Genomic DNA, 22,846 nt, shown 5'->3' on the forward strand with positions numbered 1-22,846 from the left:
CGGCCGAACCGCTCGGCTTGTCTTCGGCATTGTGAAAACCCTGGATCGCCCCTTTTCGAACCCGGGATACACCGGACCGGGCACACCGATTCCGCAGGAGAACTGCGTCAGGAAATCGAGTGGAGAATTCTCGGACCGTTTCCCGGTGATCGCTGGGATGTGCAGGGCGTCGCGCTAGAGCGATCGATTGTCTTCCCCGGCCGCCGGCGGCAGTCCGTCAGGCGGTGACCCTTAGCCTTGTTGTTCGATCGAGGGACGGTCAAGGACCTTCCTCTAAGCCAGGATGAAGTTTTCGCTAGGCGTTGCGGAGTTCCGCTTGCTGCTCGTTTCCGGCCGCTTGTCCTGAATCGGCCCCTGGTGCCGCGGTGATCGGGGCCGTCCGTCCTCACGGCGGGGCGTCCGTGATCGGACGGGCCGGTCCCCGTCGACGCAAGTCGGCGCGCCGGACGGATTTCCCGTGAGTGGCCATTGGAATTATCTATTGGATCGGGGGCGCCGCCGATCGGGCCGTTTGCCGCGGATGGGGCTCGGGTACGTGATCGAATTACCGAGGTTGAACTCGTGATGTCGTGCGGTCGCGGTAGCCGCGCCAGGAGAAGCTCGTGCGCCCGTCGCGTCGGCCGTCGTCCCGGCGGGGCCGGTGGATCAGCCAGGACCGGGGGCCGGGTGTGCAGCAGGTCGGTGCGGCGACGGCGATGCGGCTGCGGGACCGGCCGCGGACCCGCCACCGGGATCCGGGCCGCGCTGTGACCAGGACATGGCCTGCGGCGGCGTCATGGAGAATCCTCCTTGACCCACCCGGCCACCGCGTCGGCGTCCCGTTCGCTCGCGCGTCGGGCCGCGACCTGGCAGGACCAGCCGTTGCGGACCAGCAGTGTGCGCACGCCCTGGATCGTGTAGGTCAGGTGGAAGCGCCGGCCGATCACCGTCCTGACGCGCGCCAGCGTCCACCGCTGGTCCTCCCAGCCATGGGCGGCCGGCCCCCTGGCCAGCTCCGCCTCCAGCTGGGCGAACTGCTGCCCGCTCAGCCTCGGCACGGACGCCGGCCCCCGCGACCGCAGAGCCCGCGGACCGTCCTCGTCCCACGTCCGCCGCCACCGCTGCACCGACCGGACGCTGACCCGCAGATCCTTGGCGATCACCGAGTTCACCTCGCCCCGGGCGAACCTTTCGGCCGCCTTGAGCCGTAACTCCTCGCGAAACTGCTGCCTTTCGGAGGTCAGCCCGCCCCCTTGTGGATACCGCATGCTCCGGTGATACCGCACGAGCGACGAGGCGTCAGTCCCTGCGACACCACGAGTTCAACCTCGGTAGTCGGCTTCCGGAGCCGGGACTGTCAAATGTTACGGACGTGTAAATGTTTGTGCCCTTCGGTCCGGTGGGTTAGGGTTGGCGAGACCGTAGATATCCGACAGCACATACTTTCGTAGGGGGAGTATGAGGAAGCGCAGGTTGCGGCGGCGATGCCGCAGTCTTTTACGGGACCTTGAAGTCGGATATCCGCTCGACGTGCATGAATTATGCAGGCGTTTGGGCGAGCGCCGGGGGCGGGAAATCCGGTTGATTCCGTACCCGCTCGAGTCACCCGGCCCCTTGGGTGTCTGCGTCGCCACCGAGACCGCCGACGTGATTTTCTATCAGCAGGACACCACGCGTCCGCATCAGGACCACATCATTCTTCACGAGGTCGGCCACATCCTGGTCGGCCATCTCTCCGCGTCCGCGACGGTCATGCGTCACGAGCCCGGCGCCGGCCCCGTCCGCATGCGCACGGTCTACGACTCGGAGGAGGAGCTCGAGGCGGAGCTGATCGCCACGATCATCCTGGAGCGTTCCGCCATGCGCGGTGTCTGCCAGGGCTTCGACGGCGCCGGCCCGGAGGACCCCGTGCTCGAACGCATGGGGCAGGCCCTCAGGAACGGGACGTCCTGGCTGTGACCCGCACACCGCCCGGTACGGGGTGAACCGTGCACCTGAGGACGCTCATCTGCAGCTACGTCGACCTCATGGTGTGTCTGTGCGCGGTGAGCCGTGTCGTCCACGCCCGGCGGGCGCCCGACGACCGGCCCCTGAAGGCCGTCACCTGGTGCACCGTCTGCATCGCGGCGGCCCTGCTGCTCTTCCACCCCAGCCTCTACTCCTGGCTGCTGACCGCGAGCAGGGGCTTCAACGTGCTGGTCGCCAGCGCGGTCTGCATGTCCGCGGCCTTCTGGCTGCTCCAGTTCTTCCGCCGATCGGCCGCGGGGCCCGAGGGAGGCCGGTCCGAGAGGCTCGCCGTCGCCTGCCTCCTGCTGGCCGTGACGGCCGCCACCGTGGTGTGGGCAGCCTCTCCCGAAGCCCTGCGCGCCTCTCCCGCCGAGTGGCTGAACCGCAACGACGGCAGCGCGGCCGTCTTCGTCGTGGTCGTGTCCGGCTACATCGGCGGCGTCGCCGCCATGGCGATGCGCTGGTCGCTGGTGTACTCCGTCGTCGCGATCCGCCGGCATCTGCGCGCCGCGCTGCGCATACTCTCGATCGCGCTGGTCACCGAACTCTTCGCCTGTGTCCTCAAGGTCTGCTCGGTACTGGCCCAGCAGATGTTCACCGTGGACCCGGGGCTGCGGAGCCTGATGAACGGAATCTGGTACGTCCTCGCCCTGTTCGGCGTGTGGATGCTGGTCGGCGGGGTCACCCACCCCGTCACCGTCGAACTGGTCTCCCGGGTGACGGCCGTGGTGGCGCGGCACGCGGTGTTCCGCGAACTCGGTCCGCTCTGGCGGGCGTTGCACGACGCCTACCCCGAACTGGCCCTGCCGCGCACCTCCGAGTCGTGGTGGACCCGTAGTCCGTACGTCTGGCCCTGGCGCGCCCGTGCCTACTACCGGCGGGTGATCGAGATCCGGGACGGGCTGGTCCGGCTCACGCCGTACTGCGCCCTCGACGTCGAGCGGGACGCGCGGGCCGCCGGGGAGGCGCGCGGGCTCGTGGGCCGGGACCTGGACCTCCACACGGGTGCCGCGGTGGTGGCCGCGGCGCTGGTGCGCAGGGCCGGTGACACCCCCGCCGACGAGCGCTGTGCCGTCCCCGGCGGCGGCGGCCACGACCTGGACTCGGACGCACGCTGGCTGGTGGGTCTGTCCAGAGCGTTGACAACCCTTCAGGCTTCGGGCAAGGTCCCAGCAGCCCCGTCCCGTCCGCACACGGGGACCCCCGGGTCCGCACACCGCTGACACCTGCTGTCCCGGGAGGACTCCCGTTCCCACGCGCCCCGTGCCACCCGTGCGGTACCGTCCGTCGGGTCGGCGCGGCGTCGCCGTCGCGCGGAGTCAAGCGGGACACGCTGTCTGCTCAGGGTTTTCTCCTGTAAAGTCGTGAGCCGGTATGCGCTTTCACCAGGAGAGGAGCAGGCGGTGGCGGGTGGTGACGGCGGCACCGGGAGCTGGCCTCGGCCCGCCGGTGACTTCACCCAGTGCCTCAACGGACTCTTCGCGTCCGTGACGTACGAGGACAACCACGGCCGCACCCAGTCGTACTCCACGCCGTACGTGGCCCGGAAGATCACCGAGGACCCCTCCCACGACACGACGGTCTCCCGTGTCTACCTCGCGGCACTGCGCTCCGGGCGCAACACCAATCCGACGATCGCGGTCGTCAAGGCCATCGCCAAGTTCTTCGACGAGCGCCGCACGCCCGGCATGCCGCACATCACGGCCGCCTATCTGCTCGGCGTCGAAGAGGTCGAGGAACTGGAAGAGCTGGAGCGCAAGCTGACCGATCGTCAGGTGCGCACCATCGCCATGCGCGCCGGTGAGATGACCCCCGCGATGCGCCGTCAGCTCCTACAGATGCTCGACGCCCTCGACGCGCAGGCCGACTCCTCGGCGCCGGACCGCGGCTGACGCCCTCGGCCCGTCGGCGGCCTTTTCCTTCACCGCGGCCCGGCTCCCGTTCCGGCCTGTGCGGCCAGTCCTGTGCGATTTCTGGCGCGGGAGCGGATGGTGTGGTCCTCCCGCCTGCAAGTAAAGTATAGTTTACGTCCAGGCGGGGCGGTGAATGCCGTGCACCTTCCTGATCAGCAGCCTCACACACCACTTCCACCGGAGCCGTCCTGTCCTGTGCGGACGGCGGATTGGGCATGGGTCACTGAGCACCATGAGTGGAATCCTCGCAGGCAAGCGCATCCTGGTCACCGGCGTCCTGACCGACTTCTCCATCGCCTTCCATGTGGCACGTCTCGCACAGGAGGAGGGGGCCGAGGTCGTCCTGACCGGCTTCGGCCGGCTCGCCGTCGTGGAACGGGCGGCACGGCGGCTCCCGAAGCCGGCACCCGTCATCGAACTCGACGTCCAGAACCAGCAGCACCTGGACAGCCTCGCCGGCCGCGTCGGCGAACACCTCGGCGAGGGCGTCGGTCTCGACGGGGTCGTGCACTCCATCGGCTTCAGTCCCCAGGACGCCCTCGGCGGCAACTTCCTCAACACCCCCTGGTCCTCGGTGGCGACGGCGGTCGAGATCTCCGCGTACTCCCTGAAGTCCCTCACCACGGCGCTGGTGCCGCTGCTGGGCCGACGCGGCGGATCCGTGGTCGGCCTGAGCCTGGACTCGCAGGTCACCTGGCCGATGTACGACTGGATGGGCGTGGCCAAGGCCGCACTCGAATCGACGTCACGCTACCTCGCGCGCGAGCTGGCCGAACAGGACATCCGCGTGAACCTGGTCTCCGCCGGGCCGGTCAAGACGGTCGCCGCACGCTCCATACCGGGTTTCGCCCACCTGGTCAGGGTCTGGGACGAGCGCTCCCCGATGGAATGGGACATCAACGACCCCGAACCCGCCGCACGAGGTGTGGTCGCCCTGCTGTCCGACTGGTTCCCGAAGACGACGGGCGAGATGGTCCACGTCGACGGCGGCCTGCACGCGGTCGGCGGCTGAGGCCCCGAAGGAGCGGCGTTCGGTGCGCGCACCCGCGTCGCCCGGCGCGGTCGGTGCCCCGCATCGACGCCCCTCCCGCCGTGCGGCCGCGCGCACCGGAACCCGCCCACCCCCGGTGAACGGCCACCCCCGCCTTCCTCCGACCCGATCCGCCGGCCCGGCGCCAGCGCCGGCCGCCCCCCCACCGAGCACCGAACTCCTGAGGAGTGTCATGCAACAGCGACCGGCAGCCCGTCCGGACACCGCTTTATGGACGCTGGTCATCGCCAGCGTGGCCGGCTTCATGGCCGCCCTCGACAACCTGGTGGTCACCACCGCGCTGCCCTCCATCCGCGAGGACCTCGGAGGCGGACTCGGTGATCTGGAGTGGACGGTCAGCGCCTACACCCTCACCTTCGCCGTGCTCCTGATGATGGGCGCCGCCCTCGGCGACCGGTTCGGCCGCCGACTGCTCTTCACCGTCGGCCTCGGCATCTTCACCGCCGCCTCCGCCGGTGCCGCCCTCGCGCCCGGCATGGAGGCCCTCATCGCGGCACGGGCCGTCCAGGGACTCGGCGCCGCGATCATGATGCCCCTCACCCTCACCCTGCTGTCCGCCGCCGTACCGCCCGAGCGGCGAGGCGCCGCCTTCGGCATCTGGGGTGCGGTCAACGGCCTCGCCGTGGCCGCCGGTCCGCTCATCGGCGGCACGCTCACCGAGCACCTCTCCTGGCAGTGGATCTTCTGGATCAACGTGCCGCTGGGAGCCGCACTCGTTCCCCTGGCGCTGCTGCGCCTGGAGGAGAGCCGTGGCCCCTCCCCCCGGCTCGACCTCCCCGGCACCGCGCTCGTCAGCGCCGGCCTGTTCGGCATCGTCTACGCGCTGATCCGCGGCAACGGCGACGGCTGGTCCAGCCCGCGCGTCCTCACCGGCCTGATCGGCGGCACCCTCCTGCTCGCCGTGTTCGTCCTCTACGAGACACGCGCCAACAACCCGATGCTGCCCATGCGCCTCTTCCGCAGCCGCGCCTTCAGCTCCGTCAACGCCGCCAGCCTCTTCATGTTCGTCGGCATGTTCGGGTCCATCTTCCTGCTCAGCCAGTTCCTCCAGGACGTCGGCGGCTACTCGCCGATGGAGGCCGGTGTGCGGATGCTGCCCTGGACGGCCATGCCCATGATCGCCGCGCCGATCGCCGGCACGCTCTCCGACCGATTCGGCGGACAGCCGGTCGTGGTCACCGGCCTGCTGCTCCAGGCCACCGGACTCGCGCTCCTCGCCCTGGTCGTGTCTCCCGGCGTGTCCTATCCGGAACTGGTCCCGTCCCTCGTCATCAGCGGCCTCGGCATGGGCTTCTTCTTCGCCCCGACGGCCAACCTGGTCATGAGCAGCGTCCGTCTTGAGGAACAGGGCATCGCCTCCGGCTCCAACAACGCGCTGCGCGAGGTCGGCGGAGCCCTGGGGGTCGCGACCATGTCCGCGGTCTTCTCCGCACAGGGCGGCTACGCGTCGGCCCGGCAGTTCGTCGACGGACTGACGCCCGCGCTGTGGGCCGGGACCGCGGCCGTCGTGTGCGCCGCCGTCGCCGCCGTGCTGGTGCCCCGGCAGACGGGACGCGTCCAGGAACCGAGCGCCGAACGCCCGGATCCCGTCACGGCCTGACGGCCCTCGTTCCTCCTCCGTCCCCGGACCCCGCGTCGAGGCCCCGCGTCGAGGCCCGCCCCGGCGTCCGGCGGACGGAGGTGGCGTTACGGGAGCCGGCTGCGCCCGCAGACGACGGTTCCCTTTCTCCTACAGCGCAGAGGAGCGCAGCATGGCCGTTTTCGGCAACACGGTGGAGTTCAAGCCCGGGACGGGCACGTACACCATCGACCCCGCACAGTCCACGGTCCGGTTCCGGATCCGCAATTTCTTCGGCCTGGCCGTCGTCCGCGGCACCTTCGCCGTCTCCGGGGGCGAGTTGGTGGTGGGCGATCCCGCGGAGTCCTCGACCGTCGAGGCGGTCGTCTCCGCCGCCAGCATCGACACCGGCAACGAGAAGCGTGACGCGCACGTCCGTGAGGCCGGGTTCCTGGACGTCGCCACGCACACCGAGATGCACTTCCGGGGTGAGCGCGTCGAGGCCGGTGACGGGGCCTACCTGGTCCACGGGCGGCTGACGGTGCGGGGGATCAGCAAGCCGGCCGCGCTCACCCTGGACGCCGTCTCCGGAGACGAACGGCGCCTGGTGTGCCACGCGGTCACCACCGTCGACCGGTACGCCTTCGGCGTGACCAAGGGCAAGGGGTCCATGGGCCGTCACCTGACCCTCGATCTCGACGTGGTCGCCGAGCGGCGCTGACCCCCCCAGGACCGTCGGCCGGAAACTTCGCGGAATCTTAGAGAAATTTCCTTGCCCGTCGGATTCCCGGACTGTGAAGCTGTAGCCCGAATTCCCGGGCAATAGCGCCGGCGTGGAATCAGCCGCCCTGTCGCACATTCCGTGCGGGACGGGCGCCGAAATTCATTCCTTCCGGAGAACAGCCGGGAAACCGAGGGGCCCCTGAGGGGAACCACCGCGGAAATCCAACGAAGCCAACGGAAAGGGAGAGGGTCATGGGCGCGGACATCACGGCTCTGGTCATCGGAGCCACCGGAAACGTCGGCCCCAACGTGGTCCGTCAGCTGATCGGCGAGGGTGTCACCACCCGCGTCCTGCTGCTGGCGGACGACCCCCGGGCGGGACGCCTGCCCGACGAGGGAGTCGAGGTCTTCCACGGCGACCTGGCCGACCCCGACAGTCTGCTGCCCGCCCTCGACGGCGTGGAGTCCGTCCTGCTGATGTGGCCGTTCTTCACCCTGAACGTCGACACCGCCCCGGCGGTCCTGGAGCGCATCGAACGCCACGCCCGGCGGGTCGTCTTCGTCTCCTCGATCGGCGTGCACATCGGCTACGAGCACACCGACAACAACTGCCACGCCTACCTGGAAGGACTGATCGAGAAGACCGGCCTGGAGTGGACGTTCCTCCAGACCACCGGGTTCACCGCGAACGCCCGGCTCTCCTATGCCCAGCAGATCAAGGCCGGCGGCGTGGTGCGTTCTCCCTACGGCACCGCAGCCCGTTCCTCCATCCACGAGGAGGACGTCGCCGCCGTCGCCGTCCGTGCCCTGACCGGCAGCGAGCTGGCCGGCCGCCGCCTGGTCATCACCGGCCCCGAGGTCCTCACCCAGATCCAACAGGTGGAGATCATCGGCGAGGTGATCGGACGCGAGCTGAGCTGGGAGGACGTACCGGCCGAGGCCGCGCTCGAGGCCATGGTCGGCGCGGGCTGGCCGCCCGCCTACGCCAGCGGTGCCCTCGACTACTTCGCCATGCTCACCGAGGAGCCCGAGCTGATCACCACGACGGTGGAAGAGGTCATCGGCCGTCCGCCGCGCACCTTCCGCGAGTGGGCCGTGGAGTTCGCCGATGACTTCCGCTGAGCCGATGACGTCCGCCGAGGCGACGGCTTCCGCCGAGCCGATGACGTCCGCCGAGGCGATGCCCTCCCCCGACGGGACGGGCGAGGGGTTCCGCACCTTTCTCACCCTGCGCACGGACGGACCGCCGACCTCGCGGCAGGCGGTCACCGCCCTGGAGGAGGCGGTCGACGGCTGGATCCGCCGACTGGACGGGTTCCTCTCCTCCCGCATCCACCTGGGCCTCGACGGAGCGACCGTCGTGCACTCCGTGGCCTGGCGGGACGAGGCGAGCGCCCGCGACTCCTACCCGGCCGGCATCGGCGAGGCCCTCCTGAACCGCCTCGGCCCAGCGGTCACCGGCCCGGACCTGGTGGGCGGCGTCCCGTCCCCCGGCGTGCGGGGACCGGCGGCCGACAGCCCGCCCGGCCTGGTCTGCGTCGCCACCCGGTACGTCGCCGACCGCGGGGCCGCCGAGGCCATGGCGGACCTGCTGCGCCGCAGCGGCGACTGGAAGAAGGACTTCCCCGGGTTCATCGCGGCGACGCCGTACATCAGCCCCGACGGCAGGACGTACGTCAACTACCCGCAGTGGGCCGACCGCGACGCCTTCGAGGCGTACATGGCCGATCCGCGCAACGCGGCCGGACAGCAGGACATCGGCGACCTGGAGGTCGCGCCGCCGGACCTCCTGCTGTGCACCCTGGTCGCCGAGACCCTCGCGGCCGGGTAGACGACGGCTCTTGCCGCCTCCCGCGCCCCCACCGCCGCCCGACCGCATCCGCCCGGAGGAAGTGACAGGCATGACCACGGACGCACAGGCCGCCCGCAGCACCGGATCGCTGACCCAGGGGCAGCTCTCCCCGCTCGACCAGATACGGCTGTTCGAGAAGAAGTACGACGTGGTGACCACCGGCATCATCGGCCGGCTGCCCCTCGCCCCCACCTGGCGGTGCCTCGACCTCGGGGCCGGCGCCGGATCCATGGCGTACTGGCTGGCGGAACGGGTGAGCGGGGGATCGGTGCTCGCGCTCGACACCGACACCGAGTACCTCGAACCCGGCCGGGCCGCCAATCTGAGCGTACGTCAGGCGGACCTGACCACGGCCGAGTTACCCGAGGGAGCGTTCGACCTGATCCTGGTCCGGGCCGTCCTGGAGCATCTGCGGGAGCCCGAGGAGGCGCTCGGCCGGATCACCCGATGGCTGGCGCCGGGCGGCTGGCTGGTGGCGGAGGACTTCTACTACCTCCCCGCGGAGCACGCCCCCACCCCGGTCGGCAGAGCCCTCGTCGGGGCCTATGTGCGGCGGATGGAGGCCCAGGGCGCCGACATGCGGTGGGCCAGGGCCCTGCCCGCCGCCCTGAGCCGGGCGGGACTGGCGAACGTCGACTCGGAGGTCACCCCCGCGGGCCCCGGCCAGTCGGCCGCCGACGACGAACTGATCGGCACCCGGCTGCGCCAGGAGGGACACACCCTGGTCGACAGCGGCCTGGTCACGGCCGAACAGCTCACCGACTTCCTCGACGCCCTCGGCACACCCCGGGGCCAGGACATGACGACCCTGCTGATCTCCGCGTGGGGACAACGGCCGACAACAGGCTGACCGGAAAAGGAAGAAGAAAGCGCCATGCCCTTGAGCCGCCGGGAATTCCGGACCGGTTCCGTACCGCCGTTCTTCGTTCTCCTCGGGCCGGACTACGCGGGAAAGTCGTCGGTGCTCGCCGAGCTCAGGCGCACGGCCACGCCCTGGCGCCTCGTCTCCGTCGACGACACCTTCCTGGCACCCGAGCACGCCCTGATCGGACGGCTGCGCCGGGACGTGGTGAAGGACGTGGCACCGCACGAGAGCCGGTGGTCCCCGGACTTCCTCGCCGCGATGATGCACACCGCCGTCGTGCACCTGCGGGACCAGCTCGTCAACGGCGATCCGCTGACCCCGGCCGTCGTCGACTCCTACTACTACAAGTTCCTCGCGAAGTGCCGGCTGGCCGGTGTGCCCGACGACCCCCTCCTGACCTGGTGGCGGTCCTTTCCCCCGCCGGGCCGGATCATCTACCTCGATGTCAGCCCCGAGAACGCCTGGCGCCGGTCGCGGGACGGCGCCGACCTCAACGTCCTCGAGTACTACGGCCCGCAGCCGCAGCCGTGCGGATTCAAGCGCTACCAGAGGGACCTCGACCGGCTCGTGCGCGAGGAGATACGGGACCTGCCCGTGACCGTCCTCGCGGAGCAGACCGACGCCGCGCGGACCGCGGCCACCGTACGGGAGCTGATCACCCATGAACTCGGCTGACCCGCAGCCAGGCACCGACCGCACGGACCGCTACACCGCGCGGGTCTACACGGAACGGGCCCGGCTGCTGGCCGCCCTCGCCGACCCGGCCGCACACCAGCGCCACGTCCTGGCCGACCTGCTGGAGTTCAACGCCAGAACCGACTACGGCACCGCCCACGGCTTCGGCCGTATCCGCACCCTCGACGCCTACCGCCGGGCGGTGCCCATCCAGACGTACGCCGATCTCGAACCCTGGATCGAGCGGAGCGCGGCCGGTGAGCCGGACGTCCTGACCGCCGACCGGCCCGCCGTCTTCTTCACCAGCAGCGGCAGCACCGGCGCCCACAAGAAGATCCCGGTCACCCCGCGGTTCATGCGGACCTCGTTCTTCCCCTTCTACTACGCGGCATGGGCACCGCTCATCGCCCACTTCCCCGAGGTGCTCCGGCGTCCCGACGCGGTGCTCAACCTCAAGCACGACCCGCTCGCCGCCCCGCCCACCACCAGCTCCGGCAAGCCCCATGTGGGCGCCAGCCAGGTGGACTTCGGCGCGACCTTCGGCGAGCCCCTCTCCGCCGAACCGGGCACCGACGCCCCCTGGGCACGGCTGCCGGTGCCGGTCGACGCGCGCGACCACCTGGAGAAGACGTATCTGCGGCTGCGCCTCGCGGTCGCCGCCGACGTCCGCTGCGTCATCGGGATCAACCCGGCCATGGTGGCGGCCCTGCCCCACCAACTGAGGCTGTGGTGGCCGCGGATCATCAAGGAGATCCGTGACGGCACGCTCGGCGGCCGCCCCCATGGGAGCCCCGATCCGCACCGCGCGGCCGAACTGGAACGGCTCGCCGACCGGTTCGGCACCGTGCGCCCCGCCCATGTGTGGCCCAGGATGCGTGCCCTGTTCTGCTGGACCACCGGTCTGGCCACCCTCTATCTGCCCCGGCTGCGGGAGGAGTTCGGCGCCGGCGTGGCCGTGCTGCCCGCTCCGGTGGCCGCCTCCGAGGGCCCCGTGGCGGTCCCCCTGGACCGGCACGGCAGCGCGGGCACTCCCGTCCTCACCGCGTCGGTGTACGAGTTCGTCGACGCCGACCTGGACCTCGTGCCCGACGCACCGACCCTGCGGCCCGAGGAACTCGAACCGGGACGCGACTACCACGTCGTCTTCAGCCATGTCGGCGGCCTCTACCGGTACGCCGTCGGGGATGTCGTCCGGGTCGTCGACCGGGCACACGGCGTCCCCCGGGTCGCCTACGCCGGACGCGCCACCCGCAGCGACCACGCCGGGGAACGGCTGCGCGAGGCCCATGTCGTCCGGGCCCTGTCGGCCGCCGCCGACGCCACCGGAGTCGAACTGCGCAATGCCGCCACCCGGGTGGACACCGCCGGCGGCACCGCCCGGTACGTGTTCGCCGTGGCGCCCGCCGGCCCGTGGCACGACGAGGAGGCCGACGCGTTCGCGGCACGGCTCGACGACCGACTGGCCCACGAGTCCGCGGGCTACCGCGCCGCCCGCGCCACCGGCCGCCTCGCCGCGCCCACCGTCCTGAGGCTGCCCGCCGACGCCTTCTGGCGCGACTGGCAGGACACCGTCGCCGCCGGGGTACGGCCCACCCAGGTCAAGGACCGGCTCTTCCGCCAGGACCCCGGCCAGTGGGAGCGGCTCGTCGGCCCCACCGGCGCGGCACCGGCCCCGCTGCCGCTGGAGGAGGGCGCATGACCACGCACGAGAACCCCACCGCCACGGACCCGGCGGAGCTGACCGCGCTGGAACGCACCGCGCTGCTCACCGCGGCGTTGCGCGCCGCCGAGTCGAGCCGCGCGGACCGGCTGTACACCGACCCCTACGCCGCCGGACTGGCCGGAGCCCGCGGCCGGGCGCTGCTCGCCGAGATCGCCGCGGTCACCGGCCGCCGCACAGACCGCCAGGAGGTGCCGAGCACCCCCGACTTCAACGCCATCCGCACCCGTTTCCTCGATGACCGGCTGCGCCGCCTCACCCACGAACACGGCGTACGGCAGGTCGTGCTGGCGCCCGCGGGCCTCGACACCCGGGCCTGGCGGCTGGCCTGGCCGGACGGCACCCGGTGGTTCGAGATCGACCGGCCCGCCGTGCTCGGCCACAAGGGACGACGGCTGGCCGGCCGCCCGCCCCGGGCGGACCTGCGCACCGTCGCGGCCGACCTGACCGGACACGGCTGGGAGGAGAGCCTGCGCAACAGCGGCTACGACCCGGCCCGTCCCTCGGCGTGGGTGCTCGAAGGCCTGCTGTACTACCTTCCGCGGGACGACGTGCGCCGGCTGCTGACCAGGATCGCCGCCTGCTCCGCACCGGGCAGCGGGATCGCCGCCGATCTGGTGAACACCGCCGCCCTGACGCTGCCCCACATGAAACCGCTGCTCTCGGTGTTCGAGGGCTGGGGAACGCCCTGGGTGTCGGGCTTCGACGAGCCCGAGGCCCTCTTCGACGCCTGCGGATACACGGTGACGGCCCTCCAGCCCGGCGAGGAGGGAGCCGACTTCGACCGCTGGCCCGATCCGGTGCCGCCCCGGCACCTGCCGGGCGAGGGCCGCGTCTTCTTCGTCCACGGATCCCTGCGGGCACCCCGGTGAAGGGGACCGGCACAGGAACGCCCCGCGCGGCGACGGCCGTGGCCACCCCGGCCCCCGCGCCGGGCCGGCCCGCGTCCCGGTCCGCCGGGCACCGGGTTCTGCTGGCCCCGGTCACCGTCACCCCGTCCAAGCCGCTCACCCCCAGCCACCTCAAGGGACTGCTGTGGTCGGACGTGATGTACCGGGCCACCCGCCATGTCGCCGAGGTCACCCTCCGCTACAGCCACACGACCTACCACCCGACCGAACAGACCCTGGGCTTCTGGGAGTTCCTCGACCGCCGGTACGGCGACCTGGACTACACCTCCCTCGACGAGCGCGCCGTCGGAGAGCTGTACGTCGCCTTCCGCGCGGCCGGCGAGGACGTCCCGGCAGCCGCCCTGCGCCCGTACGCGCAGGCCGTCGAACACGGCTGGACCCACCCCGCCGCCACCACGGTCCTGCGCGTCTGGGCCGAGCAGTACACCGCACTCGGGCTGACCGATCCCGGACTGCTCGCCCACCAGCCGCCGGGACTCGGCCTGACCGAGGTGATCGCCCGGCTCGGCACCCTCGGGATGTGCCTGGACCAGCGGGCCCTGGGCGGCCCCGTCTACCTCGACCTGACCCGCCACGGTCTTCCCCTGCGGACCCTGGTGAGCGCCGACGGCCGGCCCAACTACCTGGCCTGCGCCCTGCGCGAACTCCTGCCCCTGGCACCGGCGTACGACGAGGTCGTCCTGCTCTACGACAGCCAGCTGGACCCCGACTACCAGCGTCTCGCCCGGGTCCTCACCGCGCTCGGGCCCACGGTGGTCCGGGTACCGGTCGGACGCGTGCCGGTCGACGGCAGGATCCGTTCCGCGCGGGAGGGCGGCTGGCACGACCACGACGCCCGCGCCCTGCTCGCCGCCGCCCGATCCGGACACACCCCGGCGGCCGTGCGCCTCGGCATGCGTCTGTACTTCATCGCCGTCCTCGGCCCGGGGCAGTCCGAGGGCCACCGGCCCGACCTGCTGCACCAGTGTCTCGGCCGGGCCGAGCGGCTCCTGGCGGCGGCGGACGGGGACCCGGAGCCGCCCGTGCCCCCGCTCGCCGAACGCGTGGCCCGCCACCGCGGATCCCACCTCCACGTCGATCCCTACCGTCTGACGTCGTCACTCCTCGGCAGACGCCGCCGCCCGGCGGGCGACCTGCTGACGGGGGTGTACCTGTGACCCCGACCGAGAACGCCTCAGCCGCGGCGCAGCGGACCCTGCGGGCCGCCGTGGCGCAGCGCCTGCGCCGCGCGCGGCCCGAACTGGCCGCGCGCCACGACCTCTCGACACCGGCGGGCCTGGCGGCGGCCGCCGCCCAGGCCGCCGAAGCCGCCCACGACACGGTCGTGGCCGTGGTGGTACGGGACCTGGACCTGGCGGCCTGGGCCCGGCAGACCTGTGCCTACACCCTGGGGCTGGGCGTCGAGGAGGCCGGCGCCTGGCGGCGGTCCCTCACCCGGACCGTGTTCCTCGCGGGCAATCCCGAGCACCTCGGCGCACGCTTCCCCCTCGTCCGCCTCGCGCCCGACGGCTCGGCCGCGTGGACCGTCCCCGGCCCGCCCGCGGCCACCGTCGCGTTGCGCCGCCTCCTGAAACTCCTCCAGGCCCCGGCCCAGGTCCCCACCGGCCGGGACGTGTCCTTCGAGGTACCCCACCCCGCGTCGTACGACGCTCCGGGGGCGGTCCGCCCACCTGTCCGCCCGCCCGTCCGCCGGGACCTCTGGCTGGCCACGGCCGACTGCACGACGGCAGCCGCCCTCATCCACCTGAACCACCTCCTCGCCGAGGCCGTCCTGGACGGTCTGATCGCCCCGGGAGACCGGCTGACCCTCCGCAGAACCCCACGCCTCGCGCCCCGCCAGTCCGACTACGCGGCCGTACGGGCCGTCCCGGACGACCACGACCCGCGGCGCCTCCGACTGACGGCGGCACTCACCACGCCGTCGGTCCAGGACCTGTCCGACCTGTCCGACCTGTCCTCAGGCGCGGGGGCGGCTTGCTAGGGGGTTTCAGTCGGGGCGAGGTGACCGAGCGACCGCTCCGCCACCCGCCCCAGATGTTCCCCGAACACCCGCTCGGGCTCCGGTGTCAGCGTCCGCAGCGCCACCAGCGCCGTGATCACGACGTCGCACAGCTCCCCCTGTACGTCCTCCCAGCTGTGGCTGTTCCCCTTCCTCGGGTTCTGGCCCATCGCGCCGATCACCGCCTCCGCGACCTCGCCGACCTCCTCCGACAGCTTCAGCATGCGCAGAAGGAGGCCCGTGGAGCCGTCGTGCGGGCGGTGGGTGTCCAGCCAGGTCCAGAGGGATTCGATCGTGGGCCAGATGTCGTCGGAGGTGGGGGAGACGGCGTCAGTCATGGGGGCAGCTTGGCATGAGCGGCCGAGCTGGTGACACCGCCCGCCTCATCCCATCAGCAGCTCCCCCTCCTCGAACAACGCCGCCTGCTCGCCCTCCTCCCGGCGCCGGACCCGGCGGTTGCGCGTGCCCACCACCACCGCTGTCAGCACGCCCGTCGCCGCCAGGGCCGTCGGGACCATCCAGCCCCGGTCGAGGACGTGGCCGAGGGCGTGGTCGAGGGAGAGGCGGCCGGGGCCCGTGATCGCGAGGCCGGTGGCGGCCAGGCCCAGGGTGGCCGCGTACTCGTAGCCGCCCTCCATGTTGAAGAAGCCGTTCGGGGTGTGGACCGCCGCCGCGCCCGCCATGCCGCCGGCCGCCGCCGCGCCCGCCGCCGGGGTCGCCAGGCCCAGGGCGAGGAGTGTGCCGCCGCCCGCCTCGGCCAGGCCCGCCGCCGTCGCGCTGGCCCGGCCGGGCTTGTAGCCGACCGACTCCATGAACTGGCCCGTGCCCTCCAGGCCGTGGCCGCCGAACCAGCCGAAGAGTTTCTGCGCGCCGTGGGCGGCCAGTACGCCGCCCGTGCCCAGCCGTAGCAGCAGCAGACCCACGTCACGGCGGTTGAAGGAGGTGGTCACAGCGACTCCCTGAGTGGACAGCAGGACAACCCCCCTCGCGTTTCCACCCTCGCATCCCTCACACGCCCCCGCCCCCCGCCGGTGGCGTTCGGGTGGCGGGGGGCCTGGCGCGGTGTGACGCTGCCCGTATGACGATCCAGACCGGAAAACTCACCGACCCGGCCGTCCGGGCCTTCGTCAACGCCGTCAACGACGGTGACCAGGAGGCGTTCCTCAAGATCCTGACCGAAGACGCGACCATGGCCGACGACGGCACCGACCGGGACATGGTCCAGTGGATCGACCGGGAGATCTTCACCCCCAGGGGCCACATGGACGTCGTCAACCAGTCGAACGACGGCCACGACCTCGTCGTGAACTACCGCAACGACACCTGGGGCGAGATGCGGACCCGCTGGCACTTCGACGTCACCCGTGACGGGCACATCGCCCGGTTCGAGACCGGGCAGGCGTAGCCGGGGCGGGAGGTTCCCGGGTTCAGTGGCCCTGCCGCGCCGGCGCGTACGCGTGGTGCGCGTGCTGCTCGGTCAGCGTGATCCGGCCCGCCTTGATCGTGGCCAGGCGCGGCGCGCGGCGGGCGATCGACGAGTCGTGGGTGACCATGACGAAGGTCAGGCCGTACTCGTGCCACAGGCCCTCCAGCAGTCCCATGATGTCGTCGCGGGTGCCCTCGTCGAGGTTGCCGGTGGGCTCGTCGGCGAGCAGGACCTTCGGCTTCTTCACCAGCGCGCGGGCGATCGCGACGCGCTGCTGCTGGCCGCCGGAGAGCTCCGCGGGGGTGGGGTGGGCAATCTGGTGGAGCCCCTGAGCGAGGGCGGGACCCCGGCCTCACCTTCCGCCGCCGTCCACGCGGGCTCGACGGCCGCGCCGAAGGCCGACGAGTCGGGTGCGGCCCGGGGCGCGCTGGGCGCGGCGGGAGCGCTGTCCGTCCTGGCGGCAGGCGCATACACAGTGCGAAGGAGACTCCGGGCGCGACGAGCCACCACGGACCCGCACCCCGCAGACGACAGCACCCACACGCCCGACCCGGCCCGGCCACGAAATAAGTGGCAGCCGCTCCACGCCACCGGCGCAAACCTCGCGGTCCCGGCGAGGCCCACCCCCACCCGGTGCCGTGGAGCGGCTGCCCTTCCCCCCCTCGGTATGGCTCGATGGGCTCCGTCAGCGGAGCGTCCCCGTGGGGAAAGTGTGAAGTTCTCGTGGAGATCAGTTGAGCACAGGTCCGCTACCGGCCGCAATGGCACGGATGGCCAAATTCCGCTTGTACGGGTGGGGGAGTTGACGACCCGTGAGGCCCTCACCCGCGCCCCACGTACGGCATCGCCGTCGCCAGCACCGTCGCGAACTGCACGTTCGCCCCCAGCGGCAGCTCCGCCATGTGCCGCACCGTGCGCGCCACGTCCGTCACGTCCATCACGGGTTCCGGCGCGATCTCGCCGTTGGCCTGGAGCGCGCCCGTCTCCATCCGGGCTGTCATCTCGGTCGCCGCGTTGCCGATGTCGATCTGTCCCACGGCGATGCCGTACGCCCGCCCGTCCAGGGACAGGGACTTGGTCAGGCCGGTCAGCGCGTGCTTGGTCGCGGTGTACGGCGCCGACAGCGGGCGCGGGGAGTGCGCCGAGATCGAGCCGTTGTTGATGATCCGTCCGCCCCGCGGCTCCTGCTCCTTCATCTGCCGGAACGCCGCCTGGGCGCACAGGAACGCCCCGTTGAGGTTGGTGTCCACCACGTGCCGCCAGGCGTCGTACGGCAGATCCTCGAACGGCACCCCGCCCGGCCCGAACGTGCCCGCGTTGTTGAACAACAGGTCCAGCCGTCCGAACCGCTCCCGCACGGCGGCGAACAGGGCGGCCACGTCCGCGGGGTCCGAGACGTCCGCCCGTACGGCGAGGTGCGCGCCCCCCGGCACCAGTGCCGCCGTCGCCTCCAGCGTCCCGGGGCGCCGGCCGGCGAGCCCCACCGCCCAGCCCGCACGCAGCAGTTCCACGGCGACCGCCCGCCCGATGCCGGAACCGGCGCCGGTGACGATCGCGACCCCTGCGGTCCCCGCACTCTCCTTGGCGTCCATGGAGCCGCAGCGTACGGCAGGCGGAAAGGCGGCGTCCCTCATCCGGACGACCCGCCTCAGGCCCGCCCGGGGGTGCTCACGGCCGGGGCGGCCAGGCGTCGCCCCAGTCCGCGTCCCGGGCCGCCCTGTACAGCTCGCCGTGCTTCTTCGTCACCGTCGTCCGGGCCAGCCGCTCCTCGGTCTCGCACAGGTCGAGGAGCACCTGCCCCTTGCGGATCTGCGGCCGGCGCACGACACGGGAGGAGGCGAGGGAGACCGGGAAGCGGGCGGCGGCGACGTACGAGAACTTCTCGTCCTCGTACGGCAGGGAGCCCCCCTTGACCTGCCGGTGCAGGGAGGAGCGGCTGACCCGCGCCGAGAAGTGGCACCAGTCCGTGCCGGGCGCGATCGGGCAGCCGGCGCTGTGCGGGCAGGGCGCGGCGATGTGGAAACCGGCGCCGACCAGCCGGTCACGGGCCTCGATCACCCGGGCGTAGCCGTCGGGCGTGCCCGGCTCCACGATCACCACGGCCTGCGCGGCGCCCGCGGCGGCGTCCACCAGCGCGGCGCGGTCGGGGGCGGCCAGCTCGTTGAGGACGTACGAGACCGTCACGAGGTCGGCCGGGTCCAGCGCGAGGGCCGACCCGATCCGGGCGCGCCGCCAGCGGACCTCGTCGAGCGCCGGGTTCGCGGCGGCGATCTCCCGGCCCAGGGCCAGCGCGGGCTCCGCCCAGTCGAGCACGGTCACCGGACGCCTCCCCTCCCAGACGGCGCTCACCGCCCAGGTCGCCGCGCCCGTCCCGCCGCCCACGTCCGTGTGGCTGCCCGGCGTCCACCGCGGCACCGCGTCCGCGAACGCCTCCAGCGCCGAGCACACCGCCTCGAAGGTCGCCGGCATCCGGTACGCGGCATAGGCGGCCACGTCCGCCCGGTCGCGCAGGATCGGCGCTGCGGTGGGGGTGGCCCCCCGGTAGGTGGCGATGAGCCGCTCGACGGCCTGGGCGGCCTGCCGGGGCGGCAGACCGTCGAGGAGTTCCCCGAGGGCGCTACGGAGGGTTTCGGCGGCGGAGACGGAGACGTTCACCCGCCGATTTTCTCAGGTCGCGGCCGGCGGGTTCACCGCACCGCCCGCGCCAGCCGCGTCGCCGCCCGCGCCCGCGGCCCGCTGTCCGGGGCCCTGCGCACCGGATGCACCGTGTTCGCCAGCAGCACGAGGTAGGTGTCCGTGGCCGGGTCCAGGACCAGGGACGTACCGGTGAAGCCGGTGTGGCCCGCCGCGCCCCCGCCGGACAGCTCGCCCATGAACCACGGCCGGTCCACGGCGAAGCCCAGCCCCGGCGGGGCCAGCAGCAGCTCCACGAAGTCCGGGCCGAGGACACGCGCGCGGCCGTAGCAGCCGCCCGCGAGCAGGGTGCGGCACAGGACCGCCAGGTCGCGGCCGGTGGAGAAGAGTCCCGCGTGCCCGGCCACCCCGCCCAGCGCCCAGGCGTTCTCGTCGTGCACCTCGCCCCGCAGCATGCCCCGGTCCGCCTTCGCCCACGGCCGCCGCTGGTCCTCGGTGGCCGCCGCGCCCGGGCAGGGGCCGAAGCGGGTCGCGGTCATGCCCAGCGGACGGGTGATCCCCTCGTGCACCAGGACGTCCAGGGTCCGGCCCGAGAGGCGCTCCAGGAGCTGCTGGAGCAGAAGCATGTTCAGGTCGGAGTAGACGTACGCGCCGGGCTCCCCGGCCGGCGTCTCGGCCCGCAGCAGCTCCAGCCGCTCCCCGGCGTCCGCGCAGTCGTACAGCGGCAGCTCGGGGCGCAGGCCCGAGGTGTGGGTGAGGAGCTGGCGGACCGTGACGCCGTGCGCGGCGGCCCCGCGGAAGTCGGGCAGATACGCGCCGACCCGGGCGTCGATGCCCAGCGTGCCCCGCTCGATCTGCTGCACCGCCGCCACCGAGGTGCACAGCTTGGTCAGGGAGGCAACGTCGAAGGGGGTGTCCACCGTCATCGGGACCCGCGCCCCGGGCGGCAGCTCCACCCCGGCACCGGCCTCCGGGTCGTAGGAGGCGTACCGCACCGCCCAGCCCGCCGCCTCCTCGACGGCGATCACCGGGCCACGGCCCGCGACCACCACGGCGCCCGCGGCCCAGGGCCGCTCACCGGTGGTCAGGGTCCTGACGTCGTCCACGAGGAGGCGCATCTCCTCCGGGTCGAGCCCGGCCCGTTCCGGGGTGTCGACGCGCAGTCTCGGCGCGCTCAGCTCTCCTCCACGGTCTGTCTCCAGGGACGGCACAGTCCCACGAAACAGGCCAGCGCCACCAGCGCGGCCGCCAGCTGGACGACGGCCATCGGGACGGCGGTGTGCTCCCCGGCGATCCCGACCAGCGGGGAGGCGACCGCGCCGATGAGGAAGGAGGAGGTGCCGAGCAGCGCGGAGGCGGACCCGGCGGAGTGCCGGACCCGGGTCAGGGCGAGCGTCTGCGCGTTGGGCAGCGTCACACCCATCGCCGACATCAGCACGAACAGGGCCACCGCCACCGGAGCCAGACCCACCGCGCCGAACACACCCGACGTCATCAGCAGCAGCGCGGCCGCCGCCAGCGCCACCACCGTCAGCCCCGCGGCCAGCACCCGGTCCAGCCGGACCCGGCCCACCAGCAGCTTGCCGTTGATCTGCCCGACCAGCACCAGCCCCACCGAGTTCACCCCGAACAGCAGACCGAACATCTGCGGGGAGGCGCCGTAGATCTCCTGGACGACGAAGGGCGAGGCGCTGATGTACGCGAACAGCGCGGCGAAGGCGAAGCCGCCGGCGAGCAGGTAGCCGGTGAAGGACGCGTCGGCCAGCAGCCCGCGCATCGACCGCAGGGCCTCGCCCACCCCGCCCGCGTGCCGCCCGGCGGGCTCCAGCGTCTCCGGCAGCCGTGTCCACGCGAGCACCGCCAGCGCCAGCCCCACCACCGAGAGCAGCGCGAACACCCCCCGCCAGTCCGTCGCCCGCAGGAGCTGCGCCCCGATCAGCGGCGCCACCACCGGCGCCACCCCGGAGATCAGCATCAGGGTGGAGAAGAAGCGGGCCATCGCCACACCGTCGTACAGATCGCGCACCACGGCCCGCGCGATCACGATTCCCGCCGCGCCCGCGAGGCCCTGCGCCAGCCGGAAGGCGACCAGCAGCTCCACGGTCGGCGCGAGCGCGCACAGCACGGTCGCGACGACGTACACCGCGAGCCCCGCGAGCAGGGGGCGCCTGCGCCCCCACCGGTCGCTCATCGGCCCGACCACCAGCTGCCCCAGCGCCATGCCCGCCAGACAGGCGGTCAGCGTGAGCTGGACGGTCGCGGCGGGCGCGTGCAGACCACGGGTGACCTCCGGCAGCGCCGGGAGGTACATGTCCATCGACAGCGGGGGAGTGGCCGTCAGACCGCCCAGCACCAGGGTGAGAAGCAGACCGGTCCGGCGCGGGCCGGCCGACGGCGGCGCGACGGCCGTCGTCTCCGGCACCCGCGGTATCGCCCCACCCTCCGGCATGCCGCCGCCCCTCCCTCTGCCCGGTCCTCGCCCCTATGCTCTCAGCTCGGAACGACTGCTGGTACGGCACGAGGACGGGACGGGGTATGACGACGGACACGGTGCGATGGGGAATCCTGGCGACCGGCGGCATAGCCGCCGCGTTCACGGCGGACCTGGTCGACCTGCCCGACGCGGAGGTCGTCGCGGTCGGCTCCCGCACCGAGGCCTCCGCCCAGGCCTTCGCCGAACGCTTCGGCATCCCCAGGGCCTACGGCGACTGGGGCGCGCTCGCCGAGGACGCGGACATCGATGTCGTCTACGTCGCCACCCCGCACGCCGCCCACCGTGCCGCCGCCGGCCTGTGCCTGAAGGCCGGCCGGGGCGTGCTGTGCGAGAAGCCCTTCACCCTCAACGTGCGCGAGGCGGAGGAACTCGTCGCCCTGGCCCGCGACAACGGCCGCTTCCTCATGGAAGCCATGTGGATGTACTGCAACCCGCTGATCCGCCGCCTGAAGGCGCTCGTCGACGACGGCGCCATCGGCGAGGTCCGCACCGTCCAGGCCGACTTCGGACTCGAAGGCCCCTTCCCTCCCTCGCACCGGCTGCGCGACCCCGCCCAGGGCGGCGGCGCCCTCCTCGACCTCGGCGTCTACCCCGTCTCCTTCGCCCACCTCCTGCTCGGCGAACCCGACGGCATCCGCGCGCAGGCCGTCCTCTCCGCCGAGGGCGTCGACCTGCAGACCGCCCTCGCCCTGTCCTGGGACTCCGGCGCGCTCGCCGCCCTGCACTGCTCGGTCTCCGGCGGCACCGGCACCACCGCCTCCGTCACCGGTTCCCGCGGCCGCATCGACATCCCCTCCGGGTTCTTCCACCCCGACCGGCTGGTCCTGCACCGCGCCGGACGCGACCCCGAGGAGTTCACCGCCGACCCCGCCGACGGTCCGCGCACCACCTTCCGCCACGAGGCCCGCGAGGTCATGCGCGCCCTCAGGGCCGGCGAGACCGAGTCCCCGCTCGCCCCGCTCGACGGCACCCTCGCCGTGATGCGCACCCTGGACGCCGTACGGGAACGGATCGGCGTGCGCTACCCGCACGAGTAGGC

Annotated in this window: 22 protein-coding genes and 2 pseudogenes; 16 read left to right on the top strand and 8 right to left on the bottom strand. The window is 72.6% G+C overall.

Annotated features, from left to right (window positions below; translation table 11 throughout):
* Window positions 1-565 precede the first annotated feature (565 nt).
* Window positions 566-1,247: pseudogene (locus tag AQJ58_RS04370) on the bottom strand (winged helix-turn-helix domain-containing protein); the annotation flags it as partial.
* 283 nt (window positions 1,248-1,530) lie between these two features.
* Here AQJ58_RS04370 and AQJ58_RS04375 point away from each other — a divergent pair.
* The 14 genes from AQJ58_RS04375 to AQJ58_RS04440 all read left to right on the top strand — a co-directional run bounded on the left by AQJ58_RS04375 (window position 1,531) and on the right by AQJ58_RS04440 (window position 15,235).
* Window positions 1,531-1,938 carry a hypothetical protein gene (locus AQJ58_RS04375; RefSeq protein ID WP_159056214.1) on the top strand — a complete coding sequence of 136 codons (408 nt, stop codon included), beginning with the start codon at window positions 1,531-1,533 and terminating at the stop codon, window positions 1,936-1,938.
* Window positions 1,939-1,967: 29 nt separating this feature from the next.
* A complete protein-coding gene (locus AQJ58_RS04380) occupies window positions 1,968-3,209 on the top strand; it encodes an MAB_1171c family putative transporter (protein WP_067244878.1) in 1,242 nt (413 codons plus the stop codon).
* A 180-nt stretch (window positions 3,210-3,389) separates the two neighbouring features.
* Window positions 3,390-3,878 carry a hypothetical protein gene (locus tag AQJ58_RS04385; RefSeq protein ID WP_234359950.1) on the top strand — a complete coding sequence of 163 codons (489 nt, stop codon included), beginning with the start codon at window positions 3,390-3,392 and terminating at the stop codon, window positions 3,876-3,878.
* Between the two features lie 253 nt (window positions 3,879-4,131).
* Window positions 4,132-4,911, top strand: a complete 780-nt coding sequence (gene fabI / locus AQJ58_RS04390; RefSeq protein WP_067244880.1) for an enoyl-ACP reductase FabI — start codon at window positions 4,132-4,134, stop codon at window positions 4,909-4,911.
* A 211-nt stretch (window positions 4,912-5,122) separates the two neighbouring features.
* A complete protein-coding gene (locus tag AQJ58_RS04395; protein WP_067244881.1) occupies window positions 5,123-6,550 on the top strand; it encodes a DHA2 family efflux MFS transporter permease subunit in 1,428 nt (475 codons plus the stop codon).
* Between the two features lie 151 nt (window positions 6,551-6,701).
* Entirely contained in the window at window positions 6,702-7,229 is a 528-nt protein-coding gene (locus tag AQJ58_RS04400; protein ID WP_067244883.1) for a YceI family protein, read from the top strand.
* Between the two features lie 254 nt (window positions 7,230-7,483).
* The gene (locus tag AQJ58_RS04405; RefSeq protein ID WP_067244885.1) at window positions 7,484-8,353 is read left to right on the top strand and encodes an NmrA family NAD(P)-binding protein; all 870 of its coding nucleotides are present in this window, start codon (window positions 7,484-7,486) and stop codon (window positions 8,351-8,353) included.
* The gene (locus tag AQJ58_RS04410) at window positions 8,340-9,062 is read left to right on the top strand and encodes a putative quinol monooxygenase (protein ID WP_079078688.1); all 723 of its coding nucleotides are present in this window, start codon (window positions 8,340-8,342) and stop codon (window positions 9,060-9,062) included. The genes AQJ58_RS04405 and AQJ58_RS04410 overlap by 14 nt, the downstream gene beginning before the upstream one ends.
* Before the next feature lie 70 nt (window positions 9,063-9,132).
* Window positions 9,133-9,933 (top strand): class I SAM-dependent methyltransferase, encoded by an 801-nt coding sequence (locus AQJ58_RS04415; RefSeq protein WP_079078689.1) that lies wholly within the window; start codon window positions 9,133-9,135, stop codon window positions 9,931-9,933.
* Window positions 9,934-9,957: 24 nt separating this feature from the next.
* Window positions 9,958-10,623 (top strand): nucleoside/nucleotide kinase family protein, encoded by a 666-nt coding sequence (locus tag AQJ58_RS04420; RefSeq protein ID WP_067244888.1) that lies wholly within the window; start codon window positions 9,958-9,960, stop codon window positions 10,621-10,623.
* Window positions 10,610-12,322 carry a GH3 family acyl-acid amido synthetase gene (locus tag AQJ58_RS04425; protein ID WP_067244890.1) on the top strand — a complete coding sequence of 571 codons (1,713 nt, stop codon included), beginning with the start codon at window positions 10,610-10,612 and terminating at the stop codon, window positions 12,320-12,322. Before AQJ58_RS04420 ends, AQJ58_RS04425 begins: the two co-directional genes overlap by 14 nt.
* A complete protein-coding gene (locus AQJ58_RS04430) occupies window positions 12,319-13,215 on the top strand; it encodes a class I SAM-dependent methyltransferase (protein ID WP_067244892.1) in 897 nt (298 codons plus the stop codon). The genes AQJ58_RS04425 and AQJ58_RS04430 overlap by 4 nt, the downstream gene beginning before the upstream one ends.
* Window positions 13,216-13,253: 38 nt before the next feature.
* The gene (locus tag AQJ58_RS04435; RefSeq protein ID WP_067244893.1) at window positions 13,254-14,411 is read left to right on the top strand and encodes a hypothetical protein; all 1,158 of its coding nucleotides are present in this window, start codon (window positions 13,254-13,256) and stop codon (window positions 14,409-14,411) included.
* Window positions 14,408-15,235, top strand: coding sequence for a DUF6182 family protein (locus AQJ58_RS04440; protein WP_067244895.1), 828 nt, complete (start codon window positions 14,408-14,410; stop codon window positions 15,233-15,235). The genes AQJ58_RS04435 and AQJ58_RS04440 overlap by 4 nt, the downstream gene beginning before the upstream one ends.
* Here the strand turns inward: AQJ58_RS04440 and AQJ58_RS04445 are convergent.
* A complete protein-coding gene (locus AQJ58_RS04445) occupies window positions 15,232-15,591 on the bottom strand; it encodes a MazG-like family protein (RefSeq protein ID WP_067244897.1) in 360 nt (119 codons plus the stop codon). The two genes, AQJ58_RS04440 and AQJ58_RS04445, sit on opposite strands and share 4 nt — an antisense overlap.
* 45 nt (window positions 15,592-15,636) lie before the next feature.
* On the bottom strand, window positions 15,637-16,203 hold the full coding sequence (locus tag AQJ58_RS04450; RefSeq protein WP_067244899.1) for a DoxX family protein: 567 nt from the start codon (window positions 16,201-16,203) through the stop codon (window positions 15,637-15,639).
* A 128-nt stretch (window positions 16,204-16,331) separates the two neighbouring features.
* On the opposite strand from AQJ58_RS04450, the gene AQJ58_RS04455 reads away from it, so the two are divergent.
* Window positions 16,332-16,658, top strand: coding sequence for a nuclear transport factor 2-like protein (locus AQJ58_RS04455; protein WP_067244901.1), 327 nt, complete (start codon window positions 16,332-16,334; stop codon window positions 16,656-16,658).
* Window positions 16,659-16,680: 22 nt separating this feature from the next.
* Here AQJ58_RS04455 and AQJ58_RS04460 read toward each other — a convergent pair.
* The 5 genes and pseudogenes from AQJ58_RS04460 to AQJ58_RS04480 form a co-directional block, all read right to left on the bottom strand.
* Window positions 16,681-16,998: pseudogene (locus AQJ58_RS04460) on the bottom strand (ATP-binding cassette domain-containing protein); the annotation flags it as partial.
* A 502-nt stretch (window positions 16,999-17,500) separates the two neighbouring features.
* Window positions 17,501-18,271 carry an SDR family oxidoreductase gene (locus AQJ58_RS04465; protein ID WP_067244902.1) on the bottom strand — a complete coding sequence of 257 codons (771 nt, stop codon included), beginning with the start codon at window positions 18,269-18,271 and terminating at the stop codon, window positions 17,501-17,503.
* Window positions 18,272-18,347: 76 nt separating this feature from the next.
* Window positions 18,348-19,334, bottom strand: coding sequence for a small ribosomal subunit Rsm22 family protein (locus AQJ58_RS04470; RefSeq protein WP_067244904.1), 987 nt, complete (start codon window positions 19,332-19,334; stop codon window positions 18,348-18,350).
* A 32-nt stretch (window positions 19,335-19,366) separates the two neighbouring features.
* Window positions 19,367-20,524, bottom strand: a complete 1,158-nt coding sequence (locus AQJ58_RS04475) for a serine hydrolase domain-containing protein (protein ID WP_067244906.1) — start codon at window positions 20,522-20,524, stop codon at window positions 19,367-19,369.
* Entirely contained in the window at window positions 20,488-21,762 is a 1,275-nt protein-coding gene (locus AQJ58_RS04480; protein WP_067244909.1) for a multidrug effflux MFS transporter, read from the bottom strand. Before AQJ58_RS04480 ends, AQJ58_RS04475 begins: the two co-directional genes overlap by 37 nt.
* 86 nt (window positions 21,763-21,848) lie before the next feature.
* Between AQJ58_RS04480 and AQJ58_RS04485 the strand changes: the two genes are divergently transcribed.
* Complete coding sequence (locus AQJ58_RS04485; protein ID WP_067244911.1) at window positions 21,849-22,844, top strand: Gfo/Idh/MocA family protein; 996 nt, start codon at window positions 21,849-21,851, stop codon at window positions 22,842-22,844.
* Window positions 22,845-22,846: the final 2 nt, after the last annotated feature.

This window comes from Streptomyces sp. DSM 15324 (assembly GCF_001514285.1).
Classification (GTDB): domain Bacteria; phylum Actinomycetota; class Actinomycetes; order Streptomycetales; family Streptomycetaceae; genus Streptomyces.